The following is a 23,856-nucleotide window of genomic DNA, read 5'->3' on the forward strand; positions in this document are numbered from 1 at the left end:
CTCAACCCCGCTCCAGCATGGATTCAATTGCCTTATACTGTTCGTGTGAATTTTTCAGCTCAAGATCAGCAAGATATTGTTCAGTCGTGATGGTATAATTCCTTATTCCTGCTTCATCATCCAGTGTCTGGCAGGCAAATTCAATTGCATCAGCCCCTTCCGGCACAATAAAGACAAGTCCCATTTTCTCCAATAGCTCGAGATTGACCTGTTCCTGTCCCGGCAAAGCTGTCGATATGAAAATGGGCAAGCCTTTACGGAGCGCTTCCGAAATCGTCACACCGCCCGGTTTTGTGATGATCGCATCCGAAGAGTTGTATAAGCTGTTCATTTCATCTTTGGAAGAAATGTACGGGTAAGCTTCGGCAAATTCGCTTGCCATACTTTGTATTTCATCAAAAAGTTTTTCATTTGCACCGCATAGAATCCTGACCTTGCAGGCTCTCTTTTTATTTCCTTTTTCAAGCACTTCCACAATATTGCCGAGTCCTTCACTTCCGCCCGACATCAAAATCTGATAAGGCGGCTTTGCCATTGTTGGAGTCTCTTCATTTATTACTTCAAATTTTCTGCTGACAGGAATACCGGAAATGAAAATATTCTTCTTATCAATGCTGTATTTGGCCGCCAATTCATTTTTGATTTGCAGGCTTGGCACAAAATGATAATCGATGTGGCTGCAACCCCATACATCGTTGATGAAAAAGTCCGTATAAATATTAAGAGCGGGAACATTGCACTGCCCCGTTTCTTTCAAGCGATTGATGAAGAAGGAGGGAAACCCGTGGGTGCAGATGATGAGGTCCGGCTGTTCCCTGGCAAGAATCTCTTTGACTTTTTTCAGAAACAGCAATTCATATGCTTTATGGGGACGCTCCCCCTTGCTGCGGTAAGCAAATTTGCGATAGGTCCAGGAATAGGTTTCCGGAAAATGCCGGATCCATTGAAGATAGCCTTTCGTTAAACCGCCTTCAACCAGGGGGTTCCACTCACTTAGAATATCCAGTTTTTTGCATTCGATTTCCCCTGAATTTGCATGGATGCTTTCGCAGATCGCATCAGCCACCTGGTGATGGCCCGAAGGCATACTTTTCAATAGAGGGAAAATCAGTACTTTCTTCATTGCACCGCCTCCAGATAAGTATCGGCCGTGACAAATTCAATTGCAGGATTCAGGTATGGATATTCCCTCATCCCGCCCCGGTAAACCAGGTTCAGATCAGCGGATGAAAATAAATCACGGGGAGTAATCAGCGCATGCGGTTTTTCCACTGGCCGGATGCCGCCCGCTGCCAAAGCCTCTGCAACGAATTGCGAACAAAAATAAGCATATTTCCGATTGTAGTTATAATTCAACGCAACCGCAAACAAGCCGGTGAAATTATATTTGAACAAATCCTGTTCCCGCTCCATCTTTTGCACATACCCCCAGATGCGGCGATAGCTCTCCTCGTTCAATTCCAATTTGCAGACAGCACAGTCCGCCCGCTGAAAAAGATGATCCTGGACATCTTCTTTTACGAACCCACCGATAAACGCATTATCAGTTTCTTTTCGGCCAAAACTGTACATGCGGCTCAAATCCCTTGTAAAGGACAGCGATACGTGGCTGAAAGGATAGCCCGTACAGTTCTTTATCATTCTGGCTAAGTTTGTTTTGGTGTCGGTGAACACAATATACACTTCCATTTAAGCATCCCCTTGCATACAGTCCGAATTTTTCAAGCTATACCCTTAACCAAAGTTTATATTTCTGTTTAAACACATACATCAGGCGCCGGGCCATGTTTATATGCGACCAGAGGCTTAGGATACTTCAGGACTCATTTATTAATTTAACGAATGAAAGCGAGTAAAGTTTCATAAAATTATGTAATTTTCTGTTAGATTTACTTATTATTATAGTCCTAATCAGCCAAAAAAGAATCAAAAAAATTATTAAGATTTTATTAATATGGAAATAAAAATCTATAGTAGACGATATTCCGCAAAACAGCTTCGCTTGCCTGGGGGCTCGCGCTGAGCTAACTCGGTCTCGTTTCACTTCGCCCGAGTGGATCTCAGCGCTTCGCTTGGCCCCCTGGGCGTCTTCGCTGTTTTGCTCCATATCTAAGCAATTCTCTCAGCGTAGAAGCGTCATATTTATGCTGACTCTTTAGTTCAACATTTATAATATAAAAAAATCCGAGAGTCAGCAGTGCTGCCTCCCGGATGAACGATTTGACGTTACATATTCTTGCCTATTTGAATGATTTTCATAAGCCGTGTGGTGGCATTATATAGAAGCTTTTCACTGTTCAGCATGGCATCCGACAGGCTCATGGGGCTGTCAGAAATCGGCATGATCGCTGCGACGCCTTCATGTTCCAGCTGTTCGGTTCCCGGACCGATTGAACCGGCAAAAGCGATGACTGGCACAGCCGTTTCTTTCGCCAGCCGGCCTATGCCGACCGGCACTTTGCCGAATAGCGACTGGCCATCAATCTTCCCTTCCCCCGTCAGCACCAGATCCGCATCTTCCAATTGCTTCGCAAGCCCTGCCGCTTCCGATATCATTTCCAAGCCGCTCCGAAATTCAACATTCAACAACGTCCGCAACAAATATCCGATGCCTCCAGCAGCCCCGCTCCCCGGTTCACCGGCGAACGCTGTACCCGTTTGGCGCGTCGTGATATCGGCAAAGCTGCGCATGCCCCTCTCGAAATTTTCAATTTGGTTCGCTGCCAAACCTTTTTGCGGCCCGAATACAGCGACGGCCCCGTCGTTTCCGAGGAGCGGATTGCTGACATCGCTTGCGATGGTAATCTGCACCGCTTCCAGCCGCTGATCCAATCCCGACACGTCGATGGCGGCGATGCGATCCAGTTGTCCGCCAATCCAGAGCAATTCCTCCTGCTTGTCATCAACAAATTTCACTCCGAGCGCCTGAAACAAGCCGGTTCCGGCATCGATGGTGGCACTGCCGCCCAGGCCAAGTATAATTTTTTCCGCACCTCTATCCAGTGCATCTTTTATCAGTTGGCCTGTGCCAAAGCTCGAAGCCCTCTCCGGATCCAATTCTGCATCGCTCAATAAAGGCAGACCGGAAGCAGCGGCCGTTTCGATAATTGCAGTTCGATCTTCATCCAACCAGCCATATTGTGCCGTCATCTTTCTACCCAGTGGATCAAGTGCGAGACAGCTGATCCTTTCCCCGCCGCGGTTCCACAGCACCGCGTCAACCGTCCCTTCTCCTCCATCAGCCATCGGAATTTGCACGGTATTGATAGATGGATCGAAATTCCAAATAGCCTCATTGATAATTCGGGAAGCTTCCACACTGGTGAGAGATCCTTTGAATGAATCAGGTGCAATCACAATTTTCATAACGAACCTCCCATCGGCAATAAATTAATCACAGCGTAGCAGTCATTCATTGCTGCTGCAAATTATTTTTTTGCCCCGCTCTCCAGCAATGATTGTTCCACGACTGCCAAAAATTTCTTTATCTCTTCGATAGAGGTCTCTTTGTAAAATGAAATCCGGATGAATTTTCTCGCCGCATCGCCTGCGACACCCATGGCGAGCATCGCAGACATCGCTTCACCCGCTCCGATTTTGCAGGCGGTGCCAGTTGAAATCGCGATTTGATGGCGGTTGCATTGGAGCATCATCCATTGCCCTTCAACATGTGGCAATAATAGCCCTTGGATAAAAGGCGATTTCACGGCTGCATTTCCCGCTGGCACGATGCCCTCAGGTAAATTGTGCAGCAAAAAAGTTTGAAGCTCCTCAGCATTTCTGTAATTTTCCGCTTGTTCCGCCACCGCGTGTTTTGCCGCAATCGTCGCAGAAACGATGCCAGGAACATCGACGGTGCCCGCGCGAAAGCCGTTTTGATGCACCGTTCCTTCATAAACCGGCTGCCAGTGGATGCCTGGATCCAAATAGACGATGCCGACACTTTTCGGCCCTGCGATTTTATGCGCCGAAAAAACGGCGGAGGCGACGCCGCTCTCGTTCAGATCGATCGGCAATTTCCCGAGGCCCTGCACCATATCCGAGTGGAGTGGCACACCGAATTGCTCCGCGTATGTCGCGCAGCGGGCAACATCCTGGATCGCACCCATTTCTGAATTGACAAGCTGCATGACGACAAGCGCCGTGTTGTCATTTACCGCGCTTTCATACGCCGGCATTTCCAAAAGCCCGTTGTCGTCCACTGGCAAATATTCAATGTCGTAGCCTTCCTTCCCGAGTTCAGCTAAAACAGCCAGCACAGACGCATGTTCCAAAGGCGTCGTCAGAATCGTTCTGCAATGCTCCGGCCGACCCTTCAATAACGAACGGATCGCCAATTGATTGCCTTCTGAAGCATTACCGGTGAAATAAAAACCGTCTTTTCTCCCATTCAATAATTGCCCCCAAATCCGGCGGCAGGAATCCACCCAATTTGCCGCTTCGGTGCCGGCGTCATGAAGGCTTTGTGTATTGCCGAATGCACTTTCGGCTGTTTCCAAATATGCCTGCAAGGCTTCTTCCCGCATTGGCAAAGTTGCCGCTGCGTCCAAATAAGTTCTCATGAATCCATCAAAATCCCTTCGAAATGCATTTTAATCTTGTAATCACTGTATCTTTATGTCATTAATAGTGTCAAGACACTTGTAAAGAAGGTGTAAAGTTTGTTTGATGTTTGTATTATTGGCGGGGGTGCTGCCGGCCTCATGCTGGCCCATTCGCTGCCTGCTCATTATAAGATTGCCGTATTGACGAAAGACACACCCACAAACGCAAATTCGAGCCTTGCCCAGGGAGGCATTGCGTCCAGCCTCGATCCCACTGATTCACCGGCAGCTCACGCCGAAGACACTTTACAGGCGACCGCCGGCCATTCAGCGCCAGAGCGAGTGGAAATTTTGACGGGTGAAGGTGAATCCCTCATCCGCCAGTTAATGGCAGACGGCTTGCCCTTCGATAAGGATGATGCCGGAAACCCCCTCCTCGGAATGGAAGGCGCCCATAGCAAACGGCGCATCCTGCATGCCGGCGGTGACCAGAGCGGTAAAATGCTGATGCGCTATTTATTGAAGAAAACCGAAAACCGCATCCACCGTTTTTCTCACCACCAGGCGCTGGAGCTCGTTATCGACGAAGAACGATGCCTGGGCATAATTGCGAGTGACATAGACGACAAAAGAAGTGTGATCAATGCCCGTCATACCGTTCTGGCAACGGGCGGTGTCGGGGCCTTATACAGCAACACTTCCAACGCGTCCGTTGCAGAAGGCGACGGACTGTCGCTCGCCTACCGCGCCGGAGCCATTTTGGAAGATCTGGAATTCGTCCAGTTCCACCCAACCATTTTAACGATAGATGGCCAATCCAAAGGCTTAATTTCCGAGGCCGTTCGGGGAGAAGGGGCGTTGCTGGTTAATCAAAACGGCCGCTCTATTATGGATGGAATTCATCCATTAAAGGAACTTGCCGCGCGCGACATTGTTGCGCGCGCGATCGAATGGCATTGGCAGCAGCAAGGCCCCGTTTACCTGGATGCCCGGCATATAGCTGATTTCCGCAATAAATTCCCTTCGATTCTAAAAAATTGCCTGGCTCACGGGATCGATCCTGCGACCGATCTCCTCCCTGTCCGGCCGGGTGCACATTTTCATATGGGCGGCGTCAAAACGGACGACAGAGGCAGAACAAATATTGCCGGTCTCTATGCCATTGGAGAAATTGCCTCTACCGGCGTTCACGGAGCCAATCGGCTGGCAAGCAACTCGCTGCTTGAAGCACTCGTTTTTGCGAAACGGCTTGGCGAATATCTTTCGAATTCTGTCCGTGATGAATTTGAATCTTCCCAATTCCTGGAGCCAAGCTGGCATATTGCAGCCAACTCATTTACCACATCACTCCCTCATCAAGAAGGGATGCGCCTGGAGATGACCCGCTCAGTCGGCATTGTCCGTGAAAAAACACGGTTGAAATCGTTTATTGAAGCATACAAAATGCACATAGTTGAAGATTTACTGCTTCTGAGCAACGAGGAAATCAGTCGTTTTCATCGCCAGACTGCCAGCACGCTCATTGCAACGGCCGCCTATCTGCGCGACGAAAGCCGCGGTGCACACTTCCGGACTGATTACCCTGCCCTGTCGGCTGAGTGGCAAGGAAAAGTGATTGAACTCTCAAAAAATGGAATTTCATTCAATGAACGGAAAATTCACAGCAAGGAGACTGTATAATGAACAAATTACTGGCGGAAAGAGCGTTGAAACATTTTTTAATCGAAGATATTGGGGATCGGGATGCCTCCTCAGTCATTTTTGAAGACAGCGATTCGGGCGAGGCAATCGTTCGGATGAAAACGGCCGGGGTCATTGCCGGTTTGCAAAATTTCGAGTGGGGCTATCACCTGCTGGATCCTTCCATCACCGTTCAAAAACTCAAAAGCGATGGTGACCAGGTAGTTGCCGGCGAGGCGATTGTGAAAATCAGCGGCAATGTGGCAGGGCTGTTGGCGGGCGAACGCGTCTTCCTCAATCTTGTTCAACGGATGAGTGCGATTGCCACGTTGACGCAGCAATGTGTGGCAGCACTTGGTTCTTCCCACACACGCATCGTCGATACCCGAAAAACCACTCCCGGCCTCCGGATGTTCGAGAAATACGCTGTGCGAACAGGCGGCGGATTCAATCACCGCAACGGGCTTTACGACGCGGTTATGCTGAAAGACAATCACATTGCTGCTGCCGGTTCAATCACTGAAGCTATCAGAAAAGTCCGTGCAGCACATGGCCATATGATGGTGGTCGAAGTGGAAGTGGAAACAGAACAGCAATTGCTAGAAGCAATCGCTGCCGCACCGGATGTCATTATGTTCGACAACCAGACGCCGGGACAGATCAAACGCTGGGTGGAACTTGTACCCGCCAGCATCCGAACAGAAGCATCCGGCGGCATCGATTTGGCGAGTCTCGCGGATTACCGCGACACCGGCGTCGACGTCATTTCCATCGGCGCCTTGACGCACAGCATCAGCAATCTGGATATGACTATGAATTTAAGCGTTTCACATAAGGAGGCAATTACACAATGACTTCATTGTTGGAAGAACTGCAATTGGCGGATGCCATGCCCGATCATTATCTGTCCGCCACGACCGAAGAATTGCATGCACGGGCAAAGCATGCACGCGAATTATTGGGTGATCGCCTGTATATACTCGGCCATCATTATCAAAAAGATGAAGTGATCCGTTATGCGGATGTCACCGGCGACTCCTTGCAATTGTCGCAGATTGCCGGCAGCCAAACCGCTGATTACATCATTTTCTGCGGCGTCCATTTTATGGCGGAAACAGCCGACATGTTAACAACACCCGAACAGGCCGTTCTGCTTCCGGATATGCGTGCCGGCTGCTCAATGGCGGATATGGCAAATATCGATCAGACCGAACGTGCCTGGCTCCAACTGCAAGAGCTGTTCGGCGACACCATCACACCGTTGACTTACGTCAATTCCACCGCTGCCATCAAAGCTTTTGTGGGCAGAAACAGTGGTGCAACCGTAACTTCCTCTAATGCGGTGGAAATGGTGGAATGGGCGCTCGGCCAAAAAGAGCGTATGCTGTTCCTGCCAGATCAGCATCTGGGAAGAAATACCGCGGTGAAACTCGGCATTCCACTCGAGCACATGGCCGTGTGGGATCCCATCAAACAGAAATTGGAATTGCAATGTGAACTGGATGAAGTCAAAGTTATCCTCTGGAAAGGCCATTGCTCGGTGCATATGAATTTCCTGCCGAAGCATGTCGAAATTCTGCGAACCAAAGAACCGGACCGCAATATCCTGGTCCATCCCGAATGCACCTATGAAGTGGTCAGTATTTCAGATTACGCCGGTTCGACCAAATACATCATCGACATGATTGCAGCCTCCGAACCCGGATCAAAATGGGCAATCGGCACAGAAATGAATCTCGTGAACCGGCTGATCAACGATTATCCGGACCGTGATATTGTGTCACTCAACCCGTATATGTGCCCGTGCCTGACGATGAACCGAATCGATCTGCCACATTTAACCTGGGTTCTGGAAGAATTGGTTGAAGAGCGGGTGATCAACCGCATTACGGTGGATAAACAGACAACGGATGAAGCTGTGATGGCTTTGGAAAAAATGCTTTAAATGCCTGGCACTGGAGTCTGGACAACGAAAAAATCCCACATCTCGTTTTAATGAGGTGCGGGATTTTTCTATGTCTTTAAATACTTAATGCTTTTTGATACAGCCAGGTCTTCAAGTTTCCGATGGAAGGAAAGGAAATGGATTCTCCAGTTGTTTTATTTTCCGCTTTGATAATCACGTCAAATTCATCTGGAGTGAACGACCAGCCTTCATTCATCAGAGTACGCGTCATTTTGACAACCATGCTTGAACCTTTGATCGTTTCTAAACTCATCGGTCTCAACTCCTCTTGTGGGATGAATTGCTTCTTTTAGTTTATTTCACATTCAAGATAATTGAAAGTTTAATGATTTATACCTCCTTTTTTCATTTCGTAAACTTTTTAATTTATGATAAATATTCATATTATGTAAAGTAAACAAACTGCCCAACCCTTATATACACCTTGTATAACTATTTTACTTTTAAATAAATCTCTTCCAAATTAAAAGCAGGAGCCCAAGTTAACCCCCACTTTCCTCTTTGCATATGGAATTGATATGGGCTTGCAGGATGTTCCGCCCCTTCGCCGGGTTAAGTTCGGTTCCACGAAGCATCAAATCCATCGCCAGGCCGTCCATTAAAGCATACAACCTGTCCGTTTGAAGGCTCAAATCCGTGTCTTTTTTCAGCAGATTGAGCATCACCAAATTCGACATGATGGATTTCACGGCCTGGTAAATGCTGTCGCGGCTGGAGTCATAGGATTTTTGCGAGAAGTTCTTCTGCAATTTGAATATCAACCGGGCTTCAGCCGCGGCATCCCCGCCTTCTGCCGTTGGCAATAAGCCGAGCAAAACGTTTAGAATTTTTTCCTGCGGCGGCAGATCCAGCATGAAAAGTTCGGACGTCCGTTCAGCCAGTTCCGCATGAATCAGGTCTTCCGTAAAAGCGAGCAGCTCTTCCTGTGACTTGAAATAATAACGCAATGCACCAAGAGTTATACTTGCCTCCTTTGCTATATTTCGTACAGATGCCCCTCCCACGCCCTCCTTTAAGATTATTTTCCATGCGGCATGTGCAATATCCAATTTTTTGGTTTGGTGATCAATAAGTTTTGGCATATATCCATTTTATCAGAATACTTTTATTATTCAATAAATATGATACGACTGTATCAAATAAAAATCACTCCACAGCGCTATTTAATACAACTGTATTATCAAATAGTTAATAACTTTGCTGTATTGTGGATAACCTCGTTGTTCTGTGGGTTACTGGATAACTGGTCTCCAAAGGCCTTCCCATGGGTTCACATCCGAATCATCTTTATCAGAAATATGATTATGCTGCCGAATATCACAAACATGAAGATTGGCAGGAAAAAATCCCCTAATCCTGCTGCTGCGCCATCTGCTACACGACTCCCCTGGAATATCAGAAAGCTGAACAGCAGGACGGATTCATTTTTCAGCACATTGACCATGAATACTCCGTTGCGGTATTGTGCTTCAAGGTTGTCTTCTCTTAAATTGATGTAATTGAAGATATGCGGATACCTTTCCAAGATGGTCATCATGATCCATAGCCCGGCTGCTACTAGTGGGAGGATCCACAATTCAATTTTGCTTCCCCATCGATCAACTGTTCCCGAAGCGTCGTAATGGCCTGGTACCCGATCCGGCAAGGATGGATAGGCGTTTATCAAATAAATGATGACAGCAATGAAAATTAATAGCGTAAAAACATCAAGAAACCTCGCCAACGATGATTTCGGAAGCTCCATTGCAGGTTGCTTTTTCATCGGCTACCCCTCCCTCTTTCATTTAATACGGAAGAAAGTTGGATAAGTTTCAGTATGCGATGAAATCATACGCAAGAATTGAGCACAGAAAAGCCGCAGCGGAAAATTCCGCTGCGGCTCTATGGCTATTTCATTGTCCTTTATATTCGATTTACAAACCCCGTTTGCGGTCATCGTCGCTGAATAAACCTTTGTCTTTGTCTTTATTTTTGTTGGCGTCTTCATCAATATCCGCTTCTTCACGGCGAACGGTTTCACTAACATGCTCGGTATCTTGCACTTTGCGTTTGCCGACGACAATTTCTTCACTGACAACATCATCTTTCGTCACGTTTAACCGTTCTTCGTTTACATCCACATGAATCGAGTCTTTGTCGCCAAGTCCATCACGATCACGATCCGTTACATCGGATCCTTCATTTACCGGACGCCGTTCGACATAAACTTCCTCGCGCTGCACCGGCACATCAACCGTTTGTTCTTCTTCCACAACATGCTTGCCGACATTGACTTCACCGGTCTGCACACGCTCTTTATCAACATTCAACCGTTCTTCATGCAGTTTCATGCTTTCTTCATTGCCGGTACCCGAACTTTCACGATTGCCGCGGCTTAAATCTCCGCCAGCTCCCGTTGTGCTTCCACTGGCAAAAGTGCCGGAAGTGCCGGCAAAGTCCTGGTCCACATACAATAGGATGCGGCCATTTTCGACATGGCTGCTGTAATCGGAACCCTGGTTCGAATCATCACTTACATTGCGATACGAATTTCGTTCCGTATCATCCCCAGAGAACAGATTCGTGAATTTATCTTTCCACCCGGTGTCTTTGTCTCCGGACGTAATGTTCGTTCTCGTCTTGTCCTGCAATGTATCAATATTGGCACCGTCTTTGGCAACTACATACATATCCTCTTCCCGGTAGCCCTGCTCTTTCAATTCTTCAATTTTCTTAAATACCTGGGCCTGCAGCTCGAATGTACCGACTAATTTGTCATTATTGTTCTTCATCTTAAAACCTCCAATAAAATTGTGATTTTCTTTATAGATGAAACTACATAATTAGTACCCGGTAGGCTCAACATTAAACATTGCCGGCGGGAACGGCCAATCGCAGCGATGAATTCTGCTGCTTATTTCTCACGGTCGCCTGCAGGCAAATCGCTGTCATCAATATCCACTTCTTCACGGCGCAGCGTTTCCGAGATGTGCTTGGTATCGGTAATTTTTCTTTTCGTGACCACAATTTCTTCTGTTACCACTTCTATTTTCGTCACGACGAGTCTTTCTTCAACGACGGGGATATGAAGTTCATCCCCTACCTGATAAGGCTCTTTTTGCACCTCTTCATCGGGGTTGCCATTGTCCGTCACCGGTCTTCTTTCAACCGTTACCTCATCTCGTTCCACCGGCACATCCATTTCCTGCTGCTCTTCAACAACTCGTTTGTTTATGTTCACTTCACCCGTCTGGACGCGCTCTTTGTGTACCTCCAACTGTTCTTCGTGCAGGAACAAGCTGTCTTCTTCTGAGTCGGAACGGTTTTTCCGGCGGTCCTTCCGGCTCATCTTGGCCGGCTCCCCGAATTCATTGTCCGGATTATAGGAAGTGCCGCCGACTGCGGAACCTGAAATACGATGAGCTTCTGTGAATTCATTGTCCGGCATAGTTGGGTCACCCGTTGCAGGAGACGCATCATGTGTGGTGGCCGCTGCGTAGACTTCATCATCCGCGAACAGGAAAATTTCTCCGTTCTCAATGCGGCGATTGAAGTCTTCCGCTTCATCTCTCGTAAAACCCATTTCCTCAAACACGTTTTTTAACGAGTGGTTGCCGGAAAACATTTCTTTGAACTTGTCGATCCATTCGCCGTCCTGTTCCGTACTGAAATGGACATCTGAATAGGAGCGCAAGCCATTGATCTGCTCATTATCTTTGGCGATAACGTATAAATTATCCGTTGGGTAACCATCCATTTTCAATTCTTCGATTTTTTCCTGAACTTCCATTTGCCCGCCAAAAAAACCGAAACGCTTATTGCCCTTGTTGTCCATTGTTTACATACCTCCAACAATCGATTTGATTGAAATTTCTCCGTATAGTTTCACTACCCTTTGCAATTTCAATCAAAACTACTGATGGTTTTGCGCAATAAAAAAGCCTTCCCTGCAAAGGAGAGACTTTTAAAACACCCAATTATTTCTTGGCACGGGATTTGAAATCCTTTTCAATATCCTTTTTCCAGTTGCGGTCGATCGCTTTGCCGGTGCGGAACGAGGTCACCGCTTCGCTAAGAACCTGGTAATTCAATTGCGTTCCTTCAGCGTCTGCATGATACTCAACTGCAAATTCCTCTGCCACGCCAAATTGCTTCGCTGTGGCAACGGCGTCGATGTTGGCACCAAGAAAAATGAATTCCCAATTCGCTTTGTCCTTCTGCGCGGCAATCATTTCATGGATTTTTTTGTAATTATATTCGCAGCTGGAGTTTTCCATGCCATCCGTCGTGATGACGAACATCACCTTGTCTGCTCGCGCCTGTTCCATCGTCCGCTGCTGGGCATTGCTGATCTTTTGGATGGTCGAACCGATGGCATCCAGAAGAGCTGTTGTGCCACCGACTTCGTAATCCGTTTCCGTGAGCGGTGAAATTCCTTCCAGTGCAATCCGGTCATGCAGCAATTCATAGGATTGGTTGAAGAGCACCGTCGTGACCCGCACTTCACCGGGCAGATTCCGCTGCTTTTCGACCAGCGCGTTAAAACCGCCGATTGTGTCTTTTTCCAGTCCCGCCATTGAACCGCTCTTGTCGAGTATGAATACCAATTCCGTCATTTCGTTTGTCATTTTCTGTTCCTCCTTAAGTTTTGATTACAACTTAAGGATACGATTTTCAGCCAGGAAAAAGGTCGCTTTGGAAGCGACAATTCTGGCACCGCTAAAATGTCTCATTCCTCTATTGTCCGTTTTTCTATTCGGATAAAATCGTTCGGTGACATAAACTGCCTGAAATATTTCAGGAACAATTCGTCATTCCAGGCCAGGCGGTGCTTGACTTCCTGCAGATAGGCATATGCATATCCCCTGTTCGCCTCAGTCAGCTTCAACTCCATTCCGTTCTGCTCCAAAAGAAGTTGAACGGGCAGAAATTCCTCAGCCCTTCCCGATTCGATTCGAGTTGCTGCAGCGACCCGCAATTCTTCAACAAAATCAGCCAGCCCCGATTCCTGCAAATCTTCCCACTCTTTCTCAACGCCAGAATGGATGCTATTAAACAGGAGTTGAATATCATGGAGCGTCAACCGCTTTTTACCGATGAAAAGCGCCATTGCTTCTTCTTCCAACTTTCGGATCAGCGGGATTTCTCTTTTCCTGTCTTTTAACGCATTGAGGATGCCCATATAATACCAGCTTTGATCGCGTTTTCCTCTATTAAACCGATTCCATGTGCTTTCTCCTTGTTTTTGCACATCAGCCTGAATAGAACGTAAATTATGCAATTTATCTGCCAGGATCAGATACAGTTCATCCGTGGAATGATAAGGCAACACATCGATTGTGCGCTGTTTTCGCAATTCCCAGGACAGTGACTTGTCCGGTTCAGAAGCGGATTTTACCAGCATCAAAATGTCTTCTCCGAAATTTTTGAACAGCTCTTCTTCTGTTGCATCCGTGTCTTCGAGCGTATCGTGCAATAAAGCGGCCACAACGACCTTTTGCGGCTGTTTTTCCTCCAACAGAATCATTGCGACACCAAGGGGGTGCGTGATATAAGGGATATTTGTCCCTTTGCGGTATTGGCCATCATGCTTCACTGCTGCAAAACGGGTTGCGTTATCAATCAGCTGACTCATGGGACTCCTCCATTCTCCTTGGGTTTCCAAAGACTTACTATTCCACTAATTTTATCATATTCAATCCACTTTTCATCAGCGTTTAATTTGCAATGAATGAAAATGCAATAGCGAATTTTTTTCTTCTCAATAGCTTATAAGGATTATTGGAGATTTTTCAAAACTTTTGACAAAGGATAGATACCAAGGCTTTGGACGATCAGGGACAGCAGAATTGCGGCAAAAGTCAACGACACCAAAATCTGTTCGCTGCCGGAAGCCGTTTCTTCAAGCCATAGCAGCAACGCCACCGACATTGCACCTTTTATGCCTGACCAGGCAGTTAATGTAATGGTTGAAAAGTCATTTTTAAATTCTCGGCGCCACCTGGGAACACCGTAGATAATTGCGGCTATGACGATAAAGCGGATAATGATGGCAAGCAGGAAAATCGCAATTGCATACCACCACTCTGAAAATGCCAGATACTCAGCCCCGCGGATGCCGATCAGAAGAAACAGCACTGCCAGCAATACCGGCGTGACGATATCCCAAAAACCATCAAGCGATTCTTTGAGATTATCTTCCTTAATGTCCTTGCTCATTTCATAGGACACAAAAATACCAGCGGCCACTGTCGCCAGGACACCAGAAAATCCGATGGCTTCACTGATATAAAAACCCCCGTACGCACCTACTATGCTCAGCATGACCTGATATTTTTTATCCTGCATGAAGCGGATCGTTTTCCTCATCAGCCAGCCGATCCCGATGCCCAGCAGTATTCCGCCAACCGAGACCAGGAAGAGCTCCGAAAGGAATTTACCTGCAGAAAAGCTCCCTCCAGTCTGGTACATTGTCAGGAAAACGGTGAAAAAGACGATGCTTGTGCCATCATTGATCATCGACTCCCCTTCCACAACATCTACAATTTGCTCTGCGCCGGTGCTTTCTTGCAGGATTGCAGTGACCGAAGCCGGATCAGTGGGTGCAAATATTGCAGCCACCAGAAAAGCTGCAGTAAGTGACAGCGCGGTAAAGAACGTTCCCGCCAGATAAATGGACAGGCCCAGCAGAAAAACGGTAGCAATCATGCCGATCGTACTTAACATGAGGATAATGCCGATATTTTCCTTCAAAGGTTTCAGGGGAAACTGGTAAGCGGACGTAAAAAGAATGGCGGGAAGAAAGACGTTGAAAATAATATCTTTCGAGATGGTGAAATTCTCGAAATAAGGGACAAAGGACAAGCCCAATCCTATCAACACCAGCACGACAGGAACCGGAAAAAACTTCTTCTTGATATCAATCGTGTAGACGATGTAGCCGATAAATAATAGGATAAGCATTTGATGTGTGACCACCAAAACGACCTCCTGTCCAGTTTTTCAAGTGAGGTGTGTTCACCAAAAGCTTGCATCGTCACTGATCCTCTTTACCAATTTGCTTGCGCAATTTTATCAACGATTGATGGAGCCGGCTTTTGATGGTCCCTACAGGCTCATCCTCGATTTGCGAAATTTCATTCAGCGAGTAGCCTTTCCAATAGAAAAGATTTACGGTCCGGAGTTGCGCCGCGGTTAGGCATTTCTTCGCTTCCGAAATCTCATTTTTATCAATCAATTGTTCTATTTCATCCGATTGATTGGTCTGTTCCGATAACCGATCCTCTCCAAATGCTGTCTTCGACCGTTTTTGCGCCTGTTCATGTCGGAAATGATCAATACAGACGTTCCTTGAAATCGTCAAAAGCCAATTTACAAAGCTCCCTTTGGACTCGTCGTAAATGCTGTCAGTGGTCCACAGTTTCAAAAAAATCAATTGGCTGATTTCCTTCGTTGTTTCGGTATTGCCATTGCAAAATTTGAAGACAAAACTATAAACCAATCCAATGTAGCGTTCATATAATTCTTCCAATGCGGCGCGGTGTTTCTGCTCGACCAGTTCCATCAATTCCATGTCACTTTTACATTTCATGTCAGCGCACACCTTCTCCCCGCAGTTTCTGGTTTGCAGTAAATAAATTCAAGAAATAAAAATAATTACGATGAATTTCAAACCTGTTTAAGGGTTTCTACGTTACCTATAATATAGAGAATATTCTGAGTAAACGGAAGTCATGATGCAGTCCCTTGTTCTGTGTTGGGTCCTACCATCTCCTAATTCACTCATGCCTCAGTCCAATGCTTTCTTCTTCGAAAATAAAAAACTTGAGAAAGGGGTTCGAAAAATGGAAAAGCGTTTGTTTCTTTTCACCATTCTCTCCGCATTATTTTTGTTGGCGGCCTGCGGCAATGACCAGGAAAATTATATGGGCGGAGACCCTTCCCCGCCAGAGGAAACAGAAGAACCGGCCGGAACAGAAGAAAACAGTACCGATGATGATAACGGTGAAACTGACGATAGCGACGACAACGAAGATTCCGAACAAGCTTTGCGGGTAATGGAAAATGACTCTGTTGGCGAATACTTGGCAGATTCTGAAGGGATGACCCTCTATTACTTCACAAATGATGAGCCTGAGACAAGCAATTGCACCGATGATTGTTTAGTCAACTGGCCTGCTTTTACCGCGTCGGAAATCGACGAGCCGGAGGGATATGAAGATGATGATTTCGACACAATTACACGGGAAGACAATGGAGAGGAACAAGTGACCTATAAAGGATATCCCCTATACTATTTTGTTAACGATATGATTGAGGGAGATGTTAACGGACAAGGCTTGAATGATGCATGGTATATAGTGAATGACACAACTGAATTTCCTGAGTAAATTGACGAATATGACCCCGACAAGGCCGTTGTTGTGAAGTTACAACAACGGCTTTTTTATGCGATATCCTTTCAAGGCAGCCGGATATTTCGCATCAATAAAACCGTACATATAAATCCTTCTCTACTCTTCCATTTCTAATCCCCCACCCCAATCAGCAGCAATGCTATGTATTTGGTCATTGACTACTTACACGATACAATGGAATTTGCTCGTTATTAATGAAGAGGTGAAATTTTTTGAGAAGCGGTAATCCAAGTTTGAAAAAAGAAGCATTTGAGAAATTCGACAAATTCGATTCCAGCAACACAATGACCATTCAAGGAACGGTGAATAAGACATTGATCCTTCTGCTCCTCGTGTTGGCGACATTCGTCTATTCCTGGAACCAATTTGCCACCAATCCCGGCAACGTTCTGCCGCTTATACTTATTGGCGCAATCGGCGGTTTGGTAGTAGCCATCATCACCATTTTCGTCCCGAAAATCGCACCTTTCACCGCTCCACTTTACGCATTGCTCGAAGGATTATTCCTCGGGGCCATTTCCGCGCAATACGAAGCGCAATATGGCGGAATCGTCTTCCAGGCCGTTCTTTTGACAATGGGTGTGCTTTTCAGCCTGTTATTCGCTTATAAATCAGGTATCATCAAAGTCACAAAGAACTTCAGACTCGGCGTAATCGCTGCAACAGGCGCCATCTTCCTTGTCTATATCGTATCGTTTGTCGGCGGGTTTTTCGGATTCAATGTTCCCTATCTGCATGATTCCTCGCCAATCGGCATCGCCATCAGCGTCGTTATTGTCATCATTGCCGCATTGAATCTCGTGCTCGATTTTGACTATATTGAAAATGCTTCCGCCAGCAGAGTCCCAAAATACTTTGAATGGTACGGAGCTTTCGGCTTGCTTGTCACATTGGTTTGGCTTTACCTCGAAATTCTTCGCTTGCTGTCGAAACTGCGCAGCAGGTAACCCAAAAACGTCCTTCGGGGCGTTTTTTATTTTTCAATTCCAAGCAGAATTCAACATCAAAAAATGAATCTCTTCTGAGTGGAGTTCAAAAAACCAGCACTTGTTGCCTTTCTTGCTAAAAACTATTGCCGTTTCTTATAGCCATCGATCGCTGCCCCAATTACCAACCCAATTCCAGTTCCCACTCCAGCCCAAATAACATTTCCTGTAATTATCAGGCTTAAGGCAGCACCAATCGCAGTTCCAAATATTAAACCCAAGCCGGTAAATGGAATTTTTGAGTAGTCGGTTTTGTTTTTTTCAGCCACAATAACACCTCTTCCTCTTGAATTTTCTTTTCTGATTTGTAATTCCGCTTGCCGCGTTCGACTTGAAATAGCCATTTTTATAATCATAACAACATCCCTTGCATAAAAGATAGAATTTTCAGTCAAAAGAAGCGGATTTATCGACGGTTTGCTTTACACTTGAGGAAAGTAATGTGCTGGAGGTGAACATTATGGAGATGGCAGCGACGCTCATCGGTGGCATCGGCTTGTTTGTGCTCGGCATGCAGATGATGACAGGAGCATTGAAAGAACTGGCAGGCGAGTTCATCAAAGACTGGATGAACCGTATTGCCGGCGGAACCGCCCGCGCCATTTTTTCCGGCGCTTTGTTCACCGCGATCATCCAATCCTCGACTGCGGTGACGGTGTTGACAATCGGCTTTGTCAGCGCCGGCTTGCTGCCCTTCCGGCAATCGATCGGCTTGATCATGGGGGCGAACATCGGTAGTACGAGCACGGGTTGGCTGGTGTCGCTCATCGGTTTCAAGGTGGATTTGTTGGCGTGGGCGCTGCCAATCATCGGCATCGGCATGCTGGCGAAAACGGCACTGCCAAAACCTCAGGCCGCCTACGGCAAGGCTTTTGCCGGCTTCGGATTGCTGTTCCTCGGCATCGGGGTGCTGCAGACTGGAATGACGGAGCTGCAGGCAGCAGTGTCTTTTGAAGGGCTGACAAACATCTTTTTGCTGATTTTTGTCGGTGCAATGATGACCGTGATCATGCAGTCGTCGTCGGTCGCAGTGGCCACGACGTTGACGGCGCTGTTCTCTGGCGTCATCGGCTTTGAACAAGCCGCCTACCTGGTTATCGGCCAAAATATCGGCACGACATTTACTGCGGTGCTGGCTACAATTGGGGCAGGAACAGCGGCGAAACGGGCGGGGCTGACACACGTGCTGTTCAATTTGGGTACGGCGTTTCTAGCTGTGCTGCTCGCGCCGCTGTTATTATGGGCGACGCGCGGTCTGAGCACGGCCCTTTTCGGGTCATTCGACGCGGCTGTCGGCATCGCCATTTTCCATACTTTGTTCAATGTGCTCGGCGTGCTGGCATTTGCAGCGATACTGCCCTGGTTCGTCCGGCTGCTGGAATGGCTGCTGCCCGATAAAGGTGATCCGTTGCTGCACCATTTGGATGCATCGGTGGCAGTCATTCCGGAAGTTGGTCTCGAAGCGGCGCATCGCACCATCCAATTGATCCTGGCGAAACTGTTCGGATTGGCTCGCGATTTGCTTGTGGGCGGTGATGCCGATGCGGAAGAGATTGCCCGTTTGCATAATGCGGCGATGCGGGTTCGCACATTTTTGACAAAAATTGAGACGATGTCACCGGAAGTATTCAATCGTCATGTCCACATTTTGCATGCACTCGACCACATTGACCGGCTGCTGCAGGTGCTCAGTGAACCGGCCGCGAAAGATGCAAACCAACTCCACCCGCGGCTTGCCGAACGCTGCCTGCCTTTGCTGAATAATTCCGAGCAGCGCATTCTTGATGATAAAGCCATGCCGGCATTAACGTCGGAACTCAGGGATGCATCAGCGGCTATGGCGAATCACCGCAAAGTCCGCCGCGAAGAATATTTTGTGCGCGCCGCGAAATCCGGCGCTGAACTCGATCTCGTGCTGAAAAAAGTCGATGCGCTGCTGTGGTACGACGGCGTACTCTACCATTTTTGGCGGGCGGTAGCGCGGTTGAGCGATTAATATCCTCTGGAAATTTTCATTACAATAAACCAAATTACAGCTTGCCCCCCCCTGAACTGCCCAATATTTTAGCACACTCAAAAAGGGAGCTGAAGAAGCTCCCTGAAATGCTAAAGAATTACTCGATAAAGTTTGAAATTCAATCACTCTCTAACTGCAGTAATTTCCGCCCGTTCTTCATCAGTCAATTCATCCGAGCGTTTTAAATTCCAACTCCCGACCCATTCTTTAAAGGTGTCAAGATTTTCTTGTCTTTCTTCTTCCGTACTGCCGAGATTGACATACATATTGCCGGGTTCTCCGTCCTCTGTGTTTTCTCCATCATCGAGTCTGCGCATTATCGCACCGGCATCATCGCCATTAACTAAGACGACCAATTCTTCGTAGTTATCAAATCGCGGCCCTTTAGACTCGGCAATATACGGATCTGGATCTGCGCTAAACTCTTCTAAAGAAGGTGAATTTCCGCCATGGCAACTAATGCAATTTTGTTCGATAATGCCTTCGATATGACTCTCGTATGTGACCTCAGCCGTTTCTTCACTGCCCCCCGTATCGTCCGTGTCATCCATGCCATCAGATTGGTCATCCGCCTGATTACAGGCACCCAATACAAAAAACAACAAAAATGCCCCAAGACCTGCACTCATTTTTTTCCGAGTCATGAGAATCCTCACTCCTTTTCCGTTTTATTGGTCAAGCGGTATTATCATCCTGTATACACACGCTCATTATAGCATTAATATCTGAATATTATGACTATTATCAAAAATTTATTTTCAATCTACCTAAATTAAATTAATAATATAGTAACCGATATTCCGCAAAACAGCTTCGCTTGCCTGGGGGCTCGCGCTGAGCTAACTCGGTCTCGTTTCACTTCGCCCGAGTGGATCTCAGCACTTCGCTTGGCCCCCTGGGCGTCTGCGCTGTTTTGCTCCATATCTAGACGATACTTAGCACCAAAGCGATATAAACAAGCTAACTCTTTAATCCAATATAAACCGTTGGGTGCTCACCCCCTGATGCCCTCTTCACTTTCTTGCCAAACAAAAAAAGCCGATTCCAAAACCATTATGGTTTAAGGAACCGGCTTATTTTTTGTGTTCAGATTATCAGTTATTGCTCTCTTGCAGCTTCAGCTCTTTTGATGCAGTTGCTGCTCCTGCCGGTTGCCCTTTGCCTTCAATTCGTTTGATGTCCCAGCGGATCAACAACGAAATCAGGAATGCGATGGAAACCAGGACAAGGAAGACGTAGAACACCGGAGTATAGCTGTCCGTGCGCTCTCTGATCTGCGAAACGATTGCCGGTCCGATGATGCCGCCGAGTGACCAGGTCGTCAATAAATAACCGTGGATTGCACCCAATTGCTTCGTTCCGAAAAGATCTCCGATAAATGCTGGAAGGTTGGAGAATCCGCCGCCGTAGCAGCTGACAATGACCAGGATTAAAGCCTGGAAGATCAATACGTTGGTAATATTCGGAAGCATGGTGAATGCCACAATCTGCAGCGCGAAGAAAATGGTGAAAACGGTTGGACGTCCGATAAAATCAGAAATCGCAGCCCAGCCCAGTCGGCCACCGCCATTGAAAATTCCCATGACGCCGACTAATGTCGCAGCGCCTGCTGCAGATAACCCGATCATTTCCTGTGACATTGGTGACGCCACTGAAATGATCATAATGCCGGCACTGACATTGATGAGCATCATTGACCAGACCATCCAGAAACGGCGGGTTTTCACTGCTTCTTTGGCAGTCAATTGTTCCAGGTCTTTTTTCATCACTTTCTTGCCCGAATCGATGGCTGCCTGCATTCCCTGCGGCATCCAGTCAGCCGGTGGCGGAGCGATGTATGACGCACCCAATACGATCAGGATAAAATAGCTGATGCCAAGAATATAGAATGTAGTGCTGACACCAAATGAGCCAATTAGATTAGCTGCAACCGGCGCTGTAATCAGTGCCCCCGCACCAAAGCCCATAACTGCCATTCCGGTAGCCAAACCTCGACGGTCCGGGAACCATTTGACAAGCGTTGAAATAGGGGCAATATAGCCAACTCCCAATCCAAGACCACTTAATAAACCGTATGTAAGAAGAAATAATCCAAGCGATTCGATCTGGATGGCAAATCCTGCCCCCGCCTGGCCCAGACCGAATAAGATTGCTGCCAGAATCGCAGACTTTCGCGGCCCTTTCTTCTCGACGAATCCGCCGAAGAACGCTGCCGAGATACCCCCAAGTGCCATCATAATCGTGAAGGCATAAGTAATTTCTTTGGCCGCCCAGCCCATCTCATTGCTGATTGGCGTCGTATAAACACTATAGGCATATGCTGCCCCGATCGATAGCTGAATGGCAATTGCCGCTAACGCAATCAACCACCTGTTTTTTGTTTTTCCCATCAAATACCCTCCAGTTCTGTATAAATGCACCTCATAAATTTCGAAGCAATGATTCTGAGAATACAGGCTTATTCAAAATAAAACAATAACTTTTTTGAAAACCAATAGTTTATACAGCCCCCAAAGAGCAGCTGAAGCCAGCTGGCAGTAACGGAGAAGCGTTATAAATTTATTTATTTTTACAGAATAAGCTATAAGGAAATAATAATTATTTCTTCCAACAGCTGTTTTTTATCCAAAATCGGCTCTTAATATCCATAATTATCTGCTTCAGACTCCGATTATGCTGGTTTAAGCACTTATTAAGCAATCACAATCATTCTGTCCTGAATTTTCATTAAATTAAGTTACAGTAAATAAACAGCACAAATTAGCCACATTTACCCGAAACTGCCATGTTGACATTTCCGGGCACGTTGAAACCACCGGAATGTAAACGCTTTCCGGTCTTCTTCACAACTATTGTTGAATGAACCGGCCTGGCTAAGGACTCGAACACATTCAAAGGAGAGATTCAATTGACAGCAACAAAAGGTTTAGAAGGAATAGTAGCAACTCAATCAGCCATCAGTTCAATTATTGACGACACACTTACCTACGTAGGATACGAGATCGATGACCTGGCCGATAACGCCAGTTTTGAAGAAGTGATTTACCTCCTATGGCATCAACGTTTGCCACAAGCTGCCGAATTGGCTGAGCTGAAACAGCAATTAACTGAAAATATGGCTGTGCCACAAGCAGTTTTGGATCATTATAAAACTTACGACATTAAAAATGTTCATCCGATGGCGGCTCTTCGTACAGCAGTTTCGATGCTCGGCTTGTTCGATGAAGAAGCTGAAGAGATGAACCCGGAAGCGAATTATCGCAAAGCAATTCGCATCCAAGCGAAAATCGCTACATTGGTAACTGCATTCGGACGCGTTCGCAGCGGTCAGGAACCGATTGCACCGAAAAACGATTTGAGTTACGCGGCTAACTTCCTTTATATGCTGTCTGGCGAAATTCCAGCTGACATCGAAGAAGAAGCATTCAATAAAGCATTGGTACTCCACGCTGACCACGAATTGAACGCATCGACATTCACTGCACGCGTTGCAGTCGCAACTCTGTCAGATGTCTATTCTGGCGTAACGGCTGCGATTGGCGCATTAAAAGGTCCCCTTCACGGCGGCGCAAATGAACAAGTCATGAAAATGCTGACTGAAATCGGCTCGGTTGAAAACGTCGAAGCTGTCATCAATGAAAAACTGGCGAACAAGGAAAAAATCATGGGCTTCGGCCACCGCGTCTACCGTAAAGGTGACCCGCGTGCGAAACACCTGCGCGATATGTCCCAGAAATTGACGAAGCTCCGCGGCGAAGAAAAATGGTACGATATGTCGGTGAAAATCGATGAAATCGTCACAGGCCAGAAAAACCTTCCACCGAACGTGGATTTCTATTCGGCTTCTGTCTATCATTCATTGAACATCGAACACGATCTGTTCACACCGATTTTCGCGGTATCGCGTACTTCCGGCTGGTTGGCTCATATTCTGGAGCAGTATTCAAACAACCGCCTGATCCGCCCACGTGCGGAATATATCGGACCGGGCATGCAGACTTACGTACCGGTTGAAGAAAGATAAAATAGAAAATGAAAAAAAGGCGGTTCCTGTAAACACAGGAATCGCCTTTGCTTGTTGAGCAAGAAAAATAAAACCGATATTCCGCAAAACAGCTTGCTTGCCTGGGGGCTTGCGCTGAGCTAACTCGGTCTCGTTTCACTTCGCCCGAGTGGATCTCAGCACTTCGCTTGGACCCCTGGGCGTCTGCGCTGTTTTGCTCCATATCTCAGATCACTTTCCACCAAGGAGTAGACCTTTAACTGT

Annotated in this window: 23 protein-coding genes; 7 read left to right on the top strand and 16 right to left on the bottom strand. The window is 46.9% G+C overall.

The genetic code is table 11. The features are described from left to right. Nucleotide 1 precedes the first annotated feature (1 nt). The 4 genes from DHX103_RS00215 to DHX103_RS00230 form a co-directional block, all read right to left on the bottom strand. Entirely contained in the window at nt 2–1,123 is a 1,122-nt protein-coding gene (locus DHX103_RS00215; RefSeq protein ID WP_422123272.1) for an MGDG synthase family glycosyltransferase, read from the bottom strand. Further along, nucleotides 1,120–1,689: a hypothetical protein gene (locus tag DHX103_RS00220; RefSeq protein WP_422123273.1), complete on the bottom strand. Its 570-nt coding sequence runs from the start codon at nt 1,687–1,689 to the stop codon at nt 1,120–1,122. The genes DHX103_RS00215 and DHX103_RS00220 overlap by 4 nt, the downstream gene beginning before the upstream one ends. A 537-nt stretch (nt 1,690–2,226) precedes the next feature. Continuing rightward, nucleotides 2,227–3,366 carry a glycerate kinase gene (locus DHX103_RS00225; RefSeq protein ID WP_422123274.1) on the bottom strand — a complete coding sequence of 380 codons (1,140 nt, stop codon included), beginning with the start codon at nt 3,364–3,366 and terminating at the stop codon, nt 2,227–2,229. Between the two features lie 62 nt (nt 3,367–3,428). Next, nucleotides 3,429–4,562 (bottom strand): IscS subfamily cysteine desulfurase, encoded by a 1,134-nt coding sequence (locus DHX103_RS00230; RefSeq protein ID WP_422123275.1) that lies wholly within the window; start codon nt 4,560–4,562, stop codon nt 3,429–3,431. Nucleotides 4,563–4,661: 99 nt separating this feature from the next. On the opposite strand from DHX103_RS00230, the gene nadB reads away from it, so the two are divergent. The 3 genes from nadB to nadA are packed head-to-tail and all read left to right on the top strand — an operon-like array spanning nt 4,662 to nt 8,169. After that, entirely contained in the window at nt 4,662–6,224 is a 1,563-nt protein-coding gene (gene nadB, locus DHX103_RS00235; protein WP_422123276.1) for an L-aspartate oxidase, read from the top strand. Beyond that, nucleotides 6,224–7,078 (top strand): carboxylating nicotinate-nucleotide diphosphorylase, encoded by an 855-nt coding sequence (nadC, locus tag DHX103_RS00240; protein WP_422123277.1) that lies wholly within the window; start codon nt 6,224–6,226, stop codon nt 7,076–7,078. Before nadB ends, nadC begins: the two co-directional genes overlap by 1 nt. Beyond that, on the top strand, nt 7,075–8,169 hold the full coding sequence (gene nadA / locus DHX103_RS00245; protein ID WP_422123278.1) for a quinolinate synthase NadA: 1,095 nt from the start codon (nt 7,075–7,077) through the stop codon (nt 8,167–8,169). Before nadC ends, nadA begins: the two co-directional genes overlap by 4 nt. A gap of 76 nt (nt 8,170–8,245) precedes the next feature. Here nadA and DHX103_RS00250 read toward each other — a convergent pair whose 3' ends face one another. The 9 genes from DHX103_RS00250 to DHX103_RS00290 all read right to left on the bottom strand — a co-directional run bounded on the left by DHX103_RS00250 (nt 8,246) and on the right by DHX103_RS00290 (nt 15,760). Next, nucleotides 8,246–8,443, bottom strand: coding sequence for a hypothetical protein (locus DHX103_RS00250; protein ID WP_422123279.1), 198 nt, complete (start codon nt 8,441–8,443; stop codon nt 8,246–8,248). A gap of 229 nt (nt 8,444–8,672) precedes the next feature. Continuing rightward, nucleotides 8,673–9,194 (bottom strand): TetR/AcrR family transcriptional regulator, encoded by a 522-nt coding sequence (locus tag DHX103_RS00255; protein ID WP_422123280.1) that lies wholly within the window; start codon nt 9,192–9,194, stop codon nt 8,673–8,675. Nucleotides 9,195–9,460: 266 nt separating this feature from the next. Continuing rightward, the gene (locus DHX103_RS00260) at nt 9,461–9,952 is read right to left on the bottom strand and encodes a DUF1648 domain-containing protein (protein ID WP_422123281.1); all 492 of its coding nucleotides are present in this window, start codon (nt 9,950–9,952) and stop codon (nt 9,461–9,463) included. A gap of 151 nt (nt 9,953–10,103) precedes the next feature. Beyond that, entirely contained in the window at nt 10,104–10,961 is an 858-nt protein-coding gene (locus DHX103_RS00265; RefSeq protein WP_422123282.1) for a YsnF/AvaK domain-containing protein, read from the bottom strand. Between the two features lie 122 nt (nt 10,962–11,083). After that, a complete protein-coding gene (locus DHX103_RS00270) occupies nt 11,084–12,004 on the bottom strand; it encodes a YsnF/AvaK domain-containing protein (RefSeq protein WP_422123283.1) in 921 nt (306 codons plus the stop codon). Between the two features lie 142 nt (nt 12,005–12,146). Further along, the gene (locus DHX103_RS00275) at nt 12,147–12,797 is read right to left on the bottom strand and encodes a vWA domain-containing protein (protein WP_422123284.1); all 651 of its coding nucleotides are present in this window, start codon (nt 12,795–12,797) and stop codon (nt 12,147–12,149) included. A gap of 101 nt (nt 12,798–12,898) precedes the next feature. Continuing rightward, a complete protein-coding gene (locus DHX103_RS00280; RefSeq protein WP_422123285.1) occupies nt 12,899–13,804 on the bottom strand; it encodes an HD domain-containing protein in 906 nt (301 codons plus the stop codon). A gap of 143 nt (nt 13,805–13,947) precedes the next feature. Further along, nucleotides 13,948–15,147 carry a cation:proton antiporter gene (locus DHX103_RS00285; RefSeq protein WP_422123286.1) on the bottom strand — a complete coding sequence of 400 codons (1,200 nt, stop codon included), beginning with the start codon at nt 15,145–15,147 and terminating at the stop codon, nt 13,948–13,950. 58 nt (nt 15,148–15,205) lie between these two features. Next, nucleotides 15,206–15,760: an RNA polymerase sigma factor gene (locus tag DHX103_RS00290; protein WP_422123287.1), complete on the bottom strand. Its 555-nt coding sequence runs from the start codon at nt 15,758–15,760 to the stop codon at nt 15,206–15,208. A 253-nt stretch (nt 15,761–16,013) separates the two neighbouring features. On the opposite strand from DHX103_RS00290, the gene DHX103_RS00295 reads away from it, so the two are divergent. Together DHX103_RS00295 and DHX103_RS00300 are read left to right on the top strand one after the other, a co-directional pair. Further along, on the top strand, nt 16,014–16,559 hold the full coding sequence (locus tag DHX103_RS00295; protein ID WP_422123288.1) for a hypothetical protein: 546 nt from the start codon (nt 16,014–16,016) through the stop codon (nt 16,557–16,559). Between the two features lie 239 nt (nt 16,560–16,798). Beyond that, entirely contained in the window at nt 16,799–17,533 is a 735-nt protein-coding gene (locus DHX103_RS00300; protein ID WP_422123289.1) for a Bax inhibitor-1/YccA family protein, read from the top strand. Nucleotides 17,534–17,655: 122 nt separating this feature from the next. Here the strand turns inward: DHX103_RS00300 and DHX103_RS00305 are convergent, their stop codons facing one another. Beyond that, the gene (locus DHX103_RS00305) at nt 17,656–17,928 is read right to left on the bottom strand and encodes a hypothetical protein (RefSeq protein ID WP_422123290.1); all 273 of its coding nucleotides are present in this window, start codon (nt 17,926–17,928) and stop codon (nt 17,656–17,658) included. Nucleotides 17,929–18,032: 104 nt separating this feature from the next. On the opposite strand from DHX103_RS00305, the gene DHX103_RS00310 reads away from it, so the two are divergent. Next, nucleotides 18,033–19,568, top strand: coding sequence for a Na/Pi cotransporter family protein (locus DHX103_RS00310; RefSeq protein WP_422123291.1), 1,536 nt, complete (start codon nt 18,033–18,035; stop codon nt 19,566–19,568). A gap of 143 nt (nt 19,569–19,711) precedes the next feature. Here DHX103_RS00310 and DHX103_RS00315 read toward each other — a convergent pair whose 3' ends face one another. Together DHX103_RS00315 and DHX103_RS00320 are read right to left on the bottom strand one after the other, a co-directional pair. Beyond that, nucleotides 19,712–20,233 carry a hypothetical protein gene (locus DHX103_RS00315; protein WP_422123292.1) on the bottom strand — a complete coding sequence of 174 codons (522 nt, stop codon included), beginning with the start codon at nt 20,231–20,233 and terminating at the stop codon, nt 19,712–19,714. 450 nt (nt 20,234–20,683) lie between these two features. Next, nucleotides 20,684–21,979 carry an L-lactate MFS transporter gene (locus DHX103_RS00320; protein ID WP_422123293.1) on the bottom strand — a complete coding sequence of 432 codons (1,296 nt, stop codon included), beginning with the start codon at nt 21,977–21,979 and terminating at the stop codon, nt 20,684–20,686. A gap of 518 nt (nt 21,980–22,497) precedes the next feature. Between DHX103_RS00320 and citZ the strand changes: the two genes are divergently transcribed. Then, nucleotides 22,498–23,613 carry a citrate synthase gene (citZ, locus tag DHX103_RS00325; RefSeq protein WP_422123294.1) on the top strand — a complete coding sequence of 372 codons (1,116 nt, stop codon included), beginning with the start codon at nt 22,498–22,500 and terminating at the stop codon, nt 23,611–23,613. The last annotated feature ends 243 nt before the right edge of the window (nt 23,614–23,856 follow it).

This window comes from Planococcus daihaiensis (assembly GCF_049262615.1).
Lineage (GTDB): Bacteria > Bacillota > Bacilli > Bacillales_A > Planococcaceae > Planococcus.

Bases quoted from the DNA above. Each gene is read 5' to 3' on its own strand.
- DHX103_RS00295 (WP_422123288.1), top strand. From the start codon at position 16,014: ATGGAAAAGCGTTTGTTTCTTTTCACCATTCTCTCCGCATTATTTTTG.
- DHX103_RS00275 (WP_422123284.1), bottom strand. From the start codon at position 12,797: ATGACAAACGAAATGACGGAATTGGTATTCATACTCGACAAGAGCGGT.
- DHX103_RS00305 (WP_422123290.1), bottom strand. From the start codon at position 17,928: ATGATTATAAAAATGGCTATTTCAAGTCGAACGCGGCAAGCGGAATTA.
- DHX103_RS00280 (WP_422123285.1), bottom strand. From the start codon at position 13,804: ATGAGTCAGCTGATTGATAACGCAACCCGTTTTGCAGCAGTGAAGCAT.
- DHX103_RS00250 (WP_422123279.1), bottom strand. From the start codon at position 8,443: ATGAGTTTAGAAACGATCAAAGGTTCAAGCATGGTTGTCAAAATGACG.
- nadC (WP_422123277.1), top strand. From the start codon at position 6,224: ATGAACAAATTACTGGCGGAAAGAGCGTTGAAACATTTTTTAATCGAA.
- DHX103_RS00215 (WP_422123272.1), bottom strand. From the start codon at position 1,123: ATGAAGAAAGTACTGATTTTCCCTCTATTGAAAAGTATGCCTTCGGGC.
- DHX103_RS00315 (WP_422123292.1), bottom strand. From the start codon at position 20,233: ATGACTCGGAAAAAAATGAGTGCAGGTCTTGGGGCATTTTTGTTGTTT.
- DHX103_RS00310 (WP_422123291.1), top strand. From the start codon at position 18,033: ATGGAGATGGCAGCGACGCTCATCGGTGGCATCGGCTTGTTTGTGCTC.
- DHX103_RS00225 (WP_422123274.1), bottom strand. From the start codon at position 3,366: ATGAAAATTGTGATTGCACCTGATTCATTCAAAGGATCTCTCACCAGT.
- DHX103_RS00220 (WP_422123273.1), bottom strand. From the start codon at position 1,689: ATGGAAGTGTATATTGTGTTCACCGACACCAAAACAAACTTAGCCAGA.
- DHX103_RS00230 (WP_422123275.1), bottom strand. From the start codon at position 4,562: ATGAGAACTTATTTGGACGCAGCGGCAACTTTGCCAATGCGGGAAGAA.
- DHX103_RS00265 (WP_422123282.1), bottom strand. From the start codon at position 10,961: ATGAAGAACAATAATGACAAATTAGTCGGTACATTCGAGCTGCAGGCC.
- DHX103_RS00270 (WP_422123283.1), bottom strand. From the start codon at position 12,004: ATGGACAACAAGGGCAATAAGCGTTTCGGTTTTTTTGGCGGGCAAATG.
- DHX103_RS00290 (WP_422123287.1), bottom strand. From the start codon at position 15,760: ATGAAATGTAAAAGTGACATGGAATTGATGGAACTGGTCGAGCAGAAA.
- DHX103_RS00260 (WP_422123281.1), bottom strand. From the start codon at position 9,952: ATGAAAAAGCAACCTGCAATGGAGCTTCCGAAATCATCGTTGGCGAGG.
- nadA (WP_422123278.1), top strand. From the start codon at position 7,075: ATGACTTCATTGTTGGAAGAACTGCAATTGGCGGATGCCATGCCCGAT.
- DHX103_RS00320 (WP_422123293.1), bottom strand. From the start codon at position 21,979: ATGGGAAAAACAAAAAACAGGTGGTTGATTGCGTTAGCGGCAATTGCC.